The organism is Paenibacillus sp. FSL M7-1455 (assembly GCF_038004655.1).
Classification (GTDB): domain Bacteria; phylum Bacillota; class Bacilli; order Paenibacillales; family Paenibacillaceae; genus Paenibacillus_AQ; species Paenibacillus_AQ cookii.
Window position 1 is genome coordinate 5,156,463 of record NZ_JBBORO010000001.1, and the last position, 13,227, is coordinate 5,169,689.

Annotated in this window: 9 protein-coding genes; 1 reads left to right on the plus strand and 8 read right to left on the minus strand. The window is 57.8% G+C overall.

Annotated elements, in window-relative coordinates; all coding sequences use genetic code 11:
• Positions 1-73: 73 nt before the first annotated feature.
• Together NYE48_RS23620 and NYE48_RS23625 are read right to left on the minus strand one after the other, a co-directional pair.
• Positions 74-2,683, minus strand: a complete 2,610-nt coding sequence (locus NYE48_RS23620; protein ID WP_341000152.1) for a xyloglucanase — start codon at positions 2,681-2,683, stop codon at positions 74-76.
• Between the two features lie 318 nt (positions 2,684-3,001).
• Complete coding sequence (locus NYE48_RS23625) at positions 3,002-3,883, minus strand: LysR family transcriptional regulator (RefSeq protein WP_341000153.1); 882 nt, start codon at positions 3,881-3,883, stop codon at positions 3,002-3,004.
• Positions 3,884-4,064: 181 nt separating this feature from the next.
• Between NYE48_RS23625 and NYE48_RS23630 the strand changes: the two genes are divergently transcribed.
• The gene (locus NYE48_RS23630; protein WP_341000721.1) at positions 4,065-4,979 is read left to right on the plus strand and encodes an NADP-dependent oxidoreductase; all 915 of its coding nucleotides are present in this window, start codon (positions 4,065-4,067) and stop codon (positions 4,977-4,979) included.
• A gap of 102 nt (positions 4,980-5,081) precedes the next feature.
• On the opposite strand, the gene NYE48_RS23635 is transcribed toward NYE48_RS23630, so the two are convergent.
• The 6 genes from NYE48_RS23635 to NYE48_RS23660 form a co-directional block, all read right to left on the minus strand.
• Complete coding sequence (locus NYE48_RS23635) at positions 5,082-6,341, minus strand: stalk domain-containing protein (RefSeq protein WP_341000154.1); 1,260 nt, start codon at positions 6,339-6,341, stop codon at positions 5,082-5,084.
• Between the two features lie 83 nt (positions 6,342-6,424).
• On the minus strand, positions 6,425-8,023 hold the full coding sequence (locus NYE48_RS23640; protein WP_341000155.1) for a response regulator: 1,599 nt from the start codon (positions 8,021-8,023) through the stop codon (positions 6,425-6,427).
• Between the two features lie 16 nt (positions 8,024-8,039).
• Positions 8,040-9,401: an ABC transporter substrate-binding protein gene (locus NYE48_RS23645; RefSeq protein ID WP_341000156.1), complete on the minus strand. Its 1,362-nt coding sequence runs from the start codon at positions 9,399-9,401 to the stop codon at positions 8,040-8,042.
• A gap of 35 nt (positions 9,402-9,436) precedes the next feature.
• Positions 9,437-11,161: a sensor histidine kinase gene (locus tag NYE48_RS23650; protein ID WP_341000157.1), complete on the minus strand. Its 1,725-nt coding sequence runs from the start codon at positions 11,159-11,161 to the stop codon at positions 9,437-9,439.
• A gap of 137 nt (positions 11,162-11,298) precedes the next feature.
• Complete coding sequence (locus NYE48_RS23655) at positions 11,299-12,168, minus strand: carbohydrate ABC transporter permease (RefSeq protein ID WP_341000158.1); 870 nt, start codon at positions 12,166-12,168, stop codon at positions 11,299-11,301.
• Complete coding sequence (locus tag NYE48_RS23660) at positions 12,165-13,121, minus strand: carbohydrate ABC transporter permease (RefSeq protein WP_212950070.1); 957 nt, start codon at positions 13,119-13,121, stop codon at positions 12,165-12,167. Before NYE48_RS23660 ends, NYE48_RS23655 begins: the two co-directional genes overlap by 4 nt.
• Positions 13,122-13,227 lie beyond the last annotated feature (106 nt).

A 13,227-nucleotide genomic window follows, 5' to 3' on the forward strand; every position in this document is an offset into this window, starting at 1 on the left:
AAAATAGTAAAGGGATGCCTTCCGGCCGGTGGACCGGGGCATCCCTTTTTGTTCTATCCCTTTCGTTTTGCTCCTACTTTTTAGCGTTATATTCTACCGTCATTTCAACGCTTGCCTTGTTCCCGTCGCTATCGACGGCTTCGAGCACGATACGGTTCGTGCCGCTTGCCAAGGTGAGCTTCCCGTTGAATTTGCCGTTGTTTACCTTGAGATACATCGGCTCGCCGCCATTCAAGCGAACGCTGATCCGGGCATCGGCCACCGGCTTGCTGACATGGCCGGAAAGCATGTAGTTCCTGTTGTTTTGCTTTTTATTTTTGCCGTCCACCGTGATCACGGGCGCTGCCGTCCCCGGAGTCCCAGCCATCTCGCCGAGCACGATCCCCAGGCCGTTCGTGGCCAAATACACCCGTCCGTACACTCTCGGGTCACCGGTGATCGCCGTGTTCGCCGCGCCGAATTGATGCCGGTCGTCATTGATGCGAATCCACGTTCTGCCCGCATCGTCCGAGCGGTAAATGCCGTCCCGGCCGCCGATGGAGGCATGGGCGTACAGCGCCATGTAACTTTGGCCCGGCGCGGCTTTGCCGAACCCGATGGCCGCGGCGGCCTGAACCTGATCCAATTTCTTAAACGTCTTTCCGGAATCGGTGGAATGCCAAAGTCCATACGGGCTGTCCCGATCGGTGTTATCCTCTGCCGCGGCTACCCAAATGTCCCCTTCCACTCCCGGCATCGCCTTGAAATTGCTGGTCAAATACGTCGGCAATCCGGTTGCCGCCTTCGCAAAGGTCGCCCCGCCGTCCACGCTGACGTAGAATACGCCGTCCGCGATGCCGTAAAATTTCTTCGGATTCACCCGATCGGAGGAGACTCTGGCGCCGCTTGGGATGCCGGACGAAGCCTTCCAGGTCGCGCCCAGGTCTTTCGAGTAGCTCACCGGCTTGGGGTCCGCCGCATTGGACGGGCTCCAGACCATGGATGAGCCGTCGGCACCGACCGCAACATAACCGCCCTGCGTCGCGTCATTGGACGGCGAAACCCAGGCGTTGGCAGCCGGTCTCCACGTTTTGCCGTTGTCCATGGAGACGCCCATTCTCGGATTCGAGCCCTCGCTGTTGCCGACGCGAACGACGATGTTCGGGTTCAGCTCGGCGTAGTCGATATCCGTGCTGGTTCCCAGATACGGATTGGTGATCATCGGCGGCGCCTGGGTCAGATCCTCGTGGCGGAAGCCGCCGATATCCCCCATGGCGCTCAGCAGATGCGCCCCCGACGGCGGGCTGATCAGGCCCATTACCGCCGTTTCTTCTATCCCGTCGGCCATAACGGAAATGTTGACGTTCTGCCCTTTGTCCAGCGCCGTCACGTTATTGGAGCCGTACAGCGTCGCTCCCGTGCCGTACATGATCCGGTCCGGATCGAACGGATCGATTTCGAGGTCGCCGATCATCCAGCCCAGCTTCGGATTCTGCTCCGGCAGGTTCTTTTTCTCTCCCCAATCCAGCCAGGGAGCCAGCGAATAATCGATCGTATATTGATTGGTCCGGACCGGGTCCTTGGCATCATCAAGCGTCCAAAACGGCTTCCATGTCTTGCCGCCGTCGGTGCTTCGGTAGATGAACTCGTCCGGCCACCATTTGTTCATCGTTGCGACCATGACGGTATCGGGATGCTGCGCATCCACGGCCAAGCCGCCGTAAGGGCTGTCGGTCTTCCCCGCCCCCGTCGGGCTAATGTCGGTCCACTTGCCGGAAACGGTCTCGTATTTCCATACGGAACCTTCGCCTCCGTTATACGGCCCCACTTCCTTGGTATACGTCACGTACAGGTTTCCGTTCGCGGACAGGATGCCGTGATGCTGGATGAAACCTTGAGCCGGCTGTCCAGGCACAGGTTCCCACGTCTGGCCGCCGTCGGTGCTGCGATACAAGCTATGTTCGGTATCGGCTACCCCGGCATAAATCGTCCGGGTCGCTTTTCCCCTGCTCCCCGTGGAAGGATCAAACGTGACCCATACGACGCCCACCAGGTCGTTATACGGATCTCGAACGTTGCCGACCGCCGTAAAGCTCTCCACCTTCTGCCAGGTCGCCCCGTAATCCGTGCTCCGCCACAGCCCGTTGCCGCTGCGGGTGCCCATGTACAGGATGCGGTTATCGTTCGGATCGATCGCCAGCCGCTCGCCCATGGAGCGTCCCGGCATATTCCCGCCGAGTTTGAAAGGAAGCTCCGTGCGCTGCCACGTCTCTCCTTTGTCCGCCGAACGCAGCAGCACCCCGTTCATGTCGGTAAAGTCGTTGGTATACGTGCCGGCCGCCACGTACAGGCGATTCGTCTCCACCGGATCGGTCGCGAGCGTATCGACGCCAAGCATGTTCCATTCCTTGGCCCCGACAAAATCGAGCAGCTGCTTCCACTTTTTCAAGGCCGGATCCCACCGGTAAGCTCCTCCAATATCGGTCCGGGCGTAGATCAGATCCTTTTCGCTCGGGTTAAAAACAATGCCCGGGACAAAGCCTCCGCCGACGACCTTCACCCGGTCCCAGCTGTAACCCTGCCCGGAAGGCGCCGAGCCTTTGCCGCCTCCTTCCGGCTTGGCCGAAACGGACGGTCCGCCCATCGCCGCAAGCGGCGCCGTCAGGGCCGCCGCAAGCACCAAACTTAACGTCTTCTTGAACATGAATCTCCCTCCTTAAACATGAATTCGCCAGTTTGAAACCGCTGTGAGAAAGAATGGGTCCCAGCTTCTTTTGCCGGCCGGTCCCATCCTTCCGACATCGTTCCGGGTTCCAACGCCTTGCATTCGTCCTTCGGTCCTTCCGACGACCTAGCTGCAACGCTCCTTATGTAAGCGGTTTCTGAAGAACGGTATATTCATTTTAAGGGGACTGTTTCCCTAAAAAACACCTTAAGGGGACTGTTTCCCTAAAAAACACCCTAATAATTAGATCAGTTTTCATGTAAAAATTAGACATGAAGTCATTGGCCTATTGTCCGCTTAAATGCTGATCGACGCAAAACGCCGCACAATAAAATCGCGAAACTCGCAGGCCGCTGCCGAGAGGTAACGGTTCCGCATCCAGGCGATTTGGTAGGTGCGGATGCATTCAGGCTCAACGATTTCCAGCACGTGAAACGGAGCATCGAACTTCTCGAGCAGCGTCTCCGGCAGAAAAGCGATGCCGATCCCGGCGCGCAGAAAATGCCCGACCGCGGAATGCTCATCCACCTCGCAGACGATGTTCGGCGCAAAGCCGGCCTGCCTGCAAAAATCATCCGTCATCGTCCGAAACGGGTTTTCCGACTTTAGGCAGATAAACGGCTCCGCTGCCGCTTCCGCCAAACGAATGCTGCTGCGGCCCGCAAAAGGGTGCCCATGCGGGACGGCCAGCAATATCCGTTCCGTCAAAAACGGAATCCCTTCGATGTCCGGCTGCCGGATCGGCGGGAACGTAATGCACAAATCCAACTCTCCCTTGCGCAGCTTTCCGATTTTTTCCGTCTCCGAAGCCTGGGATATGTGCAGCCTTGCCCCGGGATGCCGGGCGATAAAATCGCCGATCGCATCGGAGAAACATTTATGCGTCGTGGTTGCCACAAAAATGCGGCCGCGCTCAAGCCCCGCCATATCCTGTACTTCCTTCCGCCCGTCTTCCAGCGCCTGCAGGGCCGTGTCGACTTTCCGCAAAAACGCTTTGCCGTAAGCGTTCAAACGGATTTGCCGTCCTTTGCGGTCGAACAACGGCACGCCTACGTCCTCTTCAAGCCTGGAAATCGTTTTGCTTAAAGCGGGCTGGGCTATATGCAGCTCCTCAGCCGCTTTGGTCATATGCTCCAGCTCCGCCACTTTCCGAAAATACTGCAACTGCAGAAACTCCATTTTTCCCACCTCATTGATACACTTCAGTATATTAATAAATACGGATATATATATTATTCATTATCTAGAGTTCATTATAAAATAATCCCTGAAGCAATGCGATGCTTAAAAAACGCAATCGTGTGAAACACGGCTCAGACATAGAACAGACAGAAAGGCCGATGAAACCATGAAGCGACAAATGAAAGCTGCGGCATTTTATTCAGCCGGAGCGCCGGATGTGCTGCAAGTCGTCCATTTCGACTTGCCGGAAGCCGGGCCGGGAGAAGTGAGGGTGCGGGTCAAGGCGGCAGGCGTTCAGCCTTTCGATGTGGCCGTACGGAAAAACGGCTGGGCGCCGTCCGGGCGCCGGATCGTCTATCCGCAAATCCTTGGCAATGAATTCGCCGGCGTCATCGACCAGGTCGGCGAAGGCGTCACGGCATTCGCCGCCGGCGACGAAGTGCTGGGCTGGGCGCTCCTTTCCTGTTATGCCGAATATGTGACCGTCCCAGCCGATCAGATCGTCCGCAAGCCCCGGAATATGCCATGGGAGGAAGCCGGGGCTTTAACGGCCGGCGGGTTGACCGCGTACACGGCCTTAAAGGAGCTCGGCGTCGGCCCGGGGGATACCGTCCTCATTCATGCGGCCGCGGGAGGCGTCGGTTCGGCCGCGGTACAGCTGGCCGCCTTGTGGGGGGCGACCCCGATCGGCACCGCCAGCCCGCAAAACCACGATTATCTCCGCTCGCTTGGCGCCATCCCCGTCGCCTATGGGGAAGGTCTGGCCAAACGGGTCCGGGCCCTTGCTCCGGACGGCGTGGATGCGGCGCTGGATGCCGCCGGGGAAGACGCGCTGAGAGCTTCCGTCGATCTTGTCCCCGATAAAAACCGGATCGGCACGATCGTCTCCTTCGAGCTCGCGGCCCAGCTCGGAGTCCGCATGATCCGCAACCAGCGTTCGGCCCAGCGGTTGGCGGAGCTAACCGACTGGTACGAACAAGGAAAATTCCGCGTTCATGTCCGGCAAACGTTCCCGCTGGAGCAGGCGGCGGACGCCCATCGCGAAATCGAGCAGGGCCATGGCCGCGGAAAGATCGTTCTTACCGTCGGATAACCGTGCTCAAAGCCGCCGGACGTTTGGCGTTTCCCTGCATTACAAAAAAACCAGCTGCTTGGCCGGATGATGGCCGAAGCAGCTGGTTTTTTTGACCTCTGATTATGGATTGATGAATACCGTTCTAAGTTTGTTTACGTACTGTACGTCCAGCCCCAGGCCTTGCGCCAGGGCCGCAACCGGCACGTAGGTTTTCGACTCTTTGCCCGCTTTGTTCAGGAAAGCCGCGGCATCGATCGGAACGTCCTTGCCGTCCACTTTCACCGTTTTGGATCCGATCGTAATTACGACCTTGTGCCCTTCGTGCGTGATCGTTGCGCTGGAGGTTTTATTGTCCCATGTCGACGTGGCGCCGACCGCGTCCACGATATCCTTGATCGCCACGAAGTTCAGGTTTTGCCGGATGACCGGCTTGTAAGGCGTGTTCAGCTCTTTGCCGCCCACGTAAATGCCCATGGGCGTTCCTGCTTCATGCACCGCCAGCTTCGTATAGCTGCCCCAAATCGTTTCGGAGAATACCTTGGCCATCGCTTCGTAGCCGAGCTGGTTCGGGTGGAAATCATGATCCTTGATCATATGGGTCATCGTGCCTTCCCCGCCGACGAATTCCTTGGCGACATGGGCGACTTTGACCTCGACCCCTTGCGCCGCGAAACCGGCGGCCATCTGGTCGATCACGCCGGTGAAGGCTTCGGCCGCTTTGCCGAGCTTCGGATACAGCGCTTTGTCGGCGATTTCCGGCAGGGGCTGGTATTGGTCCGCGACGACGATCAGCGCATCCGGGTTCAATTCATGCAGATCCGTGATGACCGCGCCGACGCTGTCGGTGTACAGCTTGAAAAGCTCCTGAACGCGGGCTTGCAGATCGGCATCGGACATTTTTCCAGCCGTCGTCAGCAGCTCGGACATGTCGTTGCCACCGATCGTGATCGTAACGGCATCCGCGGTTTCAAGCGCTTCCTTCGTCTCTGGCGCCGCGGCCCCGATCTGGGACGCGCGCGGGTCGGGCAGCTTCGGCTGGATGTCGTCGGCCGAAATCGCTTGGCCGTTTTTGACGGCTTCCACGAAGTTTTCCAGCCCCTTGCTCTTCAGCCCGGCGATGCCGACGTTCACCGTTTCCGCGCGCCCGTGCAGCAGCGCTTGTTCCTGCAGGCGGTCGACGAACCCGTAAGGGCGTTCCTTTTCGCCTTTGCCCGGTTCGTAACCCACCGTCAACGAATCGCCAAGCGCCACGATGCGGTAAGGCTGCTTCGCGCCAGCTTTCGCCGATTCCGGCGCGGCCGACGCCGCTCCCAGCAGCAGCGAAGACATCAGCACCGCCGCCGAAACGGCCGATATGTACTTTTGAATAGATTTTCGCATCCGATCCATCACTCCTCTTTTCGCCTATGAAAGCCCTTTCCACCTTGGCGACGCAGGGCTTTCTCCCATTTTACCATCTTCTGCTAGACGGAGTAACTGCTTTCTTCGCGGAATTTGGACGGCGTGCGTCCCGTCGCTTTTTTGAACACCTGCGTAAAATATTTCGGGTCCTGGTAGCCGACCATCGGCGCGATTTGGTAGACTTTGACGCTCGTATGCTTGAGCATGTACTTCGCTTTTTCCATCCGGCATTCGGTCAAATATTCCAAAAACGTGTATCCCGTCGCCTGCTTGAACAGCGTGCAAAAATGGCTGATGCTCAGCCCCGCCACTTCCGCTACCTCTTCGATGCCGAGATCCTTATGGTAATGGTTCATCATGTACAGCTTGGCCTTTTCGATCAAGGAGCGGGCGTCCTCCTTCGTCTGGCTTTTCATGCTCTCTTCCATTTGTCCCGCAAAAGCCTTTTTCAGCAGGTCGATCGCTTCCTGCAAATGTTCCGCCTCGTGAAGGGCCTGAATCAGCCCGTCCAGCGGCCAGTCCGCAAGCACGCTTGCGTACTCCAGCTGCCTATACAAAACGACCGCGATTTCCACAAGCAGCCGTTCGGCTGCATCTTTAGCGGCTGCATGGCGTTCGATGTACCGCTTCAAATCGTCAAAAGCCGCCTCCATCCGCTGCAGGTCCAGCGTACGAACGCTTTCCGCCAAAACGCTCTCCAGCTGCCGGGGATACTTCAGGTCCGAAGGCCGGGCCTCAGACTGCTGCCCCTCTTCGTCGGCAAACACTCCCTCCCGTTCGGAATAAAAACGGCGGTACAACGCCCGCGTGGCGCTCTGATAAGCCGCGCTCAGCTGCCTGATCCCCGTACAGGGCCGGCTTAAGCCGACGGAACAACCCAGCTTGGCGTATTTCTTGATCTGGCTGATCAGGTCATGGCCAAGCGCCGCGGCATCCGCTTGCCCTCTCGACGGGAACAAAAGGATCCATTCGCCGCTGTGGAAAGGAAACATCGTCAGCGCGCCATGCTGCAGGGACCATTCCTCCAAAATGTTGCGGATGGCAAACAGCCACAGGCGTTTCTCGTCCATCATCCATTGCTCGTTCAGGCGGAGATAACGGTCAAGCTGCACGACGGCCATCACGTATTCCTGCTCCAGCTCGCTGTTTTCCATCCACTGCATATGCCCGAGCGGCCGGTCGTTGCCTTCGATCCATTCCGCAAACAACCGTTCGCGCGCCATGACGGACAACGCCTTGGCCGAGTGCAGCAGCCGCTCGTTTTCCATCCGCGCATCCAGCTGCGCCGCCGCCCGTTCAAGCATGCCTGTCAGTTCCTCATGGTCGATCGGTTTCAGCAGGTAGTCGAACGCCCCTTGGCGCAGCGCCTCCCTCGCATATTCGAACTCGCCGTAGCCGCTGATGACGATAAAGATCCGCTTCGGACCGCCTGCCAGCACTTCCTTCATCAGCGCGATCCCGTCCATGCCCGGCATGCGGATGTCGCTGATGACGATATCCGGCGCATGCGCTTCGATCAGCTTCAGCGCAGCTTCCCCGTTGCGTGCCGTTCCGGCGACCTCAAGCCCCAGCTCCTCCCAGCCGATGGCCGCCTGCAGGCTGCGGAGAATGATCGGTTCGTCGTCGACGAGAATGACTTTATATTTTCCGGATCCCCCCAACTCCCTCACCTCCTGCTCATTTCAACCCGGAGCTGCTGCGCAGGCTCCAATACCGGCGCAGCGAATCATCCATGCGGCGGAGCGCCTCATCGGGAGCGATCCGCCGGCTGATCGTCTCCTCCACCGCGGCCAGGAACGACCATTTGACCTCGGGCGAAAGGATGTTGTCGTACGGCGCAAAAGTCTGCGCCTCCTGTTCCATGAGTCCCGTCACCTGGGTGAACACCGGACCGGTCTTTTGCGCATCGAAGTCGATCCGCATGGACGGGATGCGCAGCCCTTCGTACACGATTCGTTTCTGCACGTCCTCCGAATAAAAAGCCTTCATCAGCTCTAAGGCCGCTTTCTGCTGCGCCGCCGTCAAGTTCGAGGAAAGGCCGATGCCGAACGTGTAACCTCCCGCGATCGATCGCTCCCCTCCCGGATGCAGCGCGGGAAACGGGAGGACGCCCACCTTGTTTTGAAAGTCCGGCGGCGCCTTCTCGTTGTGGAACAAGGTGATGTCCCAGTTCCCGTTCAGGTACATGGCGGCTTTGCCGTGCGTGAACAGGCCGATCGCTTCCTCGGTGGACAAACCGTTCGGGTCCGGCCCGAAGGCTCCTTCCTTGCCCCATTCCGCCAACTGTTCAAACGCTTTCAAATATCCGTCGTTGTCGAATACCGCTCCGGCGTTCCCTTGGACGATCCCGTCGATTTGCTCCGGGCCGCTGTAGCGGTCCATCAAATAATGGGCAAACACCGCCGCCGGCCACCGGTCCTCGTTCCCGAGCGCAAACGGGATATACCCGCTTGCTTTCAGCACCGTCACGGCTTCGTTCAGCTGGGAAAGCGTTTCCGGAAGCGCCAAGCCCAGCTTGTTGAAAATTTCCGTGTTCACGTACAGCGGCTCGGCATTTCCCTCGATCGGCAGGCCGTAAATGCGCTGATCGTAGGTCCATAACTTCAAATCTTTGAATTCCTTCTCCAGGCCGTTTTCTTGGACGAACGCCGTCAGGTCCATCAGGCGGTTGGAACGGATGTACGGCTCGATCTCCGCCCCGCCGAACAGGACGAACATATCCGGCGGCGCGCCGGTCACCATTTCGCTTTTCAGCTTTTGTTCCCGGTGGATCGTCTGGTCCATGCCCTCGAAATTCACCTTGACGTTGGGATGGCTGCTTTCGTATTGCCGGACGACATCCTCGAAAATATCCAGCATCGGGCGGTCATGCTCGGCGATCCAGAAATGGCGGAAGGTCAACGTCGTTTTTTCTTCGGTCTGCTCCTCGATCCCGCCGTGGTTGCTCCTGGCCACCAGCGTAACCGTGACGGTGAGCACCGCCGCGTACAGCAGGGCCCAGCTCCAGTTCAGCCATTTTTTAAAGTGCGCTCGCTTCACGTCCCGCTCCCCCCTTCCGCTTCCGGTATCCCATCTCATGGCGTGATTTTGGGCAGCCGGATCCGGATGACCGAACCCCAGCCCGGTGATGAGCAGACGAGAATGCCGTAACGTCCGCCGAACCGGATGCGCAGCCGTTCATGCACGTTTTTCAGCCCCACGCCGCTGTCGCGGTATTTTTTCGTGCCGCCCGCTTTGTCGTCCTCCAAATGCCGCAGCGTATGCTCATCGAAACCCGGGCCGTTATCGGTCACGTCGATGATGATGTCCCCGCCCGCATCCCTGGCTTCGATCCGGATAAGTCCTTTGCCTTCCATCGGCTCGATCGCATGGTACAGCGCGTTTTCGACGATCGGCTGGACGATCAGCTTTTGCGTCATGAACAGCTTCAGCGGTTCCGGCAGCACGAGCTCGTATTCGAAGCGGTCCTCGAAGCGGTATTTTTGGATGTTCATGTAATGGCGGACATGCTCAAACTCCATGTTCATCGTGATGAGCTCCTGGTTCTCGCTGATGCTGATGCGGAGCAGCTTGCCGAGCGAGACGACCATTTTGCTGATATCCCGGTTGCCGGCCAGGACGGCCATCGAGTTGATGGACTCCAGCGAATTGTATATGAAATGCGGGTTGATCTGGGCGACCAGCGCCTGCATTTCCGCTTCTTTTTTGCGGGTCTGTTCGGTTTCCACCTGCTGAAGCAGCTCCTGGATTTGGCTGCTCATGCGGTTGAAGCCGTCGATCAGCAGATCGGTCTCGTCGAAGCGTTCCACATGCGCCTGGATCGGCACGAAAATGCCCTGCTTCACCCGCTTCATGCCGTTGACCGCGCTGATGATGCTGCGCACGAGCCTGCGGATGAAAAACTGGTCGAACCATAACGCCGACAGGAGCGAAAACAGCACCAAAATGACCGCGATGTTGCGGATCGACACCGACTCGGAGCGGATCAGCTTCAGCGGGGTAACGGCGACCAGGTACCACTGCTCGTTATGGGACGGCAAAAAGGTAATGAGCGATTTTTCATGCTGGTATGTATCGACGTAGTAATCCTTCTCCTGGCGGTAACCGTCCGACAAAAACGGAAATTGCACCTTTTCGCCCACATGGCCCCCGGATTTGTTGAACACGATGCTGCCCGCTTTGTTCACGAGCAAAATATCCCCGCTTTTGAGCGTGGCGGACTCCCAAAATACCTGGTCCAAAATGTCCGGCTTCACGTAAATGACCAAATACCCGATATCCTCCAGCGAGTAGTAGTCTTTGATGACGCGGGCATGGATCATGACCGGCTTTCCCCCTGCGGCGGAGCCGTTTTCTCCCGGACCGGACCAGACCGGCCTGCCTTCGGCCTTTTCCATGTCGGCGAACCATGCCTGACGCTTCATGTCCCCGTAGGGCAACGGCGCGTTGTATTGGTAGACGAGATCCGTTTTGGAATACAGGCTGAACGAAGCGATCATCGGATGGTTGATGAGCAGATTGTTGATTTCCTGCTTGCGGTCATAGGTCAACCCGGAGCCGTCATTTTTAAGCGCCTGCTGGATGGCCGGCTGCGTGATCGCCGCATTCGAGATGGAGTTGATTTCGCTGAGGGCGAATTTCAGCTTCCGGTCGGTCTCCAGGAGGGAGATCCAATAAAAATTGCTCGACTTCTTTTCCATCGCGCTCGAAAAATTGTAATAGGAGACGACGCCCATGACGATAACCGGGATAAACACAAGAAGAATAATAGCAAGCAAGATTTTGCGGCGGAGCTTCATGGCAGTCCCTCCTGCGCCTTGATCTGTGGCTTCACTCTATTATTCTTCATCAGGTTGAATATTCCTTGCATGACACGTTTTCGGGCGAAGGTCCCGCCGCAAGCAGTGCCGGGCTTGCCGGCACCAAGCGGGAAACTTCAACTTTTGACCGCGCCGGAGGTCAGGCCGGCGATGACCCAGCGGCTGAACAGCAGGAACACGATCAACAGCGGAAGCGTCGCCGTAAAGGTCGCGGACATGATCATGCCGTAATCGAGGCCGTCCCGGTTGGCAAAAAGCTGCTGCAGCGCGATTTGGATCGTAAAATGCTCGCTGTTTTTCAGCACCACGAGCGGCCAGAAAAAGTCGTTCCATACGTTCATGAAATTCAGGATGCCTAACGTCGCCATGGCCGGCGTAATGACCGGAACCGCGATGTTCCAGAAAATCCGGAAATGCCCGCCCCCGTCGATGCGCCCCGACTCGATCAGCTCGGAATGCACCGCCGTGGCCGCATACTGCCGCATCCAGAAAATGCCGAACGCGTTGACCATGGCCGGAACGATCAAGGCGCGGTACGTGTCGATCCACTGCAGCTTCGCCATGATGATGTACGTCGGAAGGACGCTGAGCTGCGACGGCACGAACAAGGTGGCGATGACGAAATAAAAAAGCGCGTTTTTGAACGGGAATTCATATTTGGCAAAAGCATACCCCGCCAGCGTGCAGAAAAAAACGACGGATACCGTCACCATCGACGAGACGAACAGGGAATTCAGCAGCGCTTGGAAAAAATCCGTCCGCTCCAGCACGCGCTGAAAATTGTTGAAAAACTCGCCTCCGATCGTCAAGAGCGGCGGAATGTGGAAAACCGCGCCGCGGTCGTTCGTGGCGATGACGAACATCCAATAGAACGGAAAGATCGAGATCAGGGCACCTGCGATGAGCAGGACGTAAAATGCGGTTTTGCCGAAAATTCCGGCTCCGCCGGGGGCCTTCGAAGGTTGGGACCAGCTGCTCGAGCTCATGCTTTGCCACCTCCCGTACTGCCTTCCATGCGGTTCGATACCCACATATTGATCATCGAAAAGATGATCGTAATGATAAACAGCATGACCGCGGTCGCGGCCGCCGTGCCGAAAAAGCCGTTGCGGAACGCTTCGCTGTACAGATAGGTTACCATGGTGATGCCTTCCTCGCGCGTGGAGCCCGTTCCCGACTGTCCGAGATACACGTACGGCTCCGTAAAGAGCTGCAGCGCTCCGATGGTCGAAATGAGGGTAACGAACACGATGAACGGCTTCAGAAGCGGCATCGTAATGTACAGCAGCTGCTGGCGCCGATTGGCGCCGTCGATGCGCGCCGCTTCATACAGGTCCAGCGGGATGCTCTGCAGGCCCGACAGGAAAATGATCGCGTTGTAGCCCGTCCAGCGCCACATGACCATCGTGGAAATGGCGATTTTGACGCCCCACCACCCGGAGTTGAACGCCATGCTCTCCATGCCCATATGGTTCAGCAGCCAATTGATCATGCCGTTGTTGCCGAACAGCGTGCTGAACACGAGGGTGACGGCCACGATGGACGTAATGTTGGGCATGAAAAAAAGGACGCGGAACGTTTTCTTGAACCGGGTCATCGCCGAATTCAGCATAACCGCCAACAGCAGGGCTATAATCAGCTGCGGAACGGTGCCCATGACGCCCATGATGAGCGTGTTCGTGAACGAAGTCCAAAACAAGGGATCGCCGGTGACCAGGTCGTAATTTTTCATGCCGACATAGGTCATCGGCCCGAGCGCATCCCACTTGAAAAAAGACAAATAGATCGTGAAGAAAATCGGGTACAAGCCGAAAATCGCAAACAAAATAAAAAAAGGCGATATGAACGTATAAGCCGTTAACCGGCTTCGCCTTTGCTCGGTCCAGAACGGCCGCTTGCCTGCCGAAACGGGCCGCGCGGCGGTGACGGGTTCTGCCATGACGCACCTCCATGAAGTCGCTTTTGATATGCCCGGAGCAGACCGGAATGAGGCTCGTGCCTGCATCCGGCCTGCTCCGGGAGAGTCCTTCGGGCCTGACGGCAAC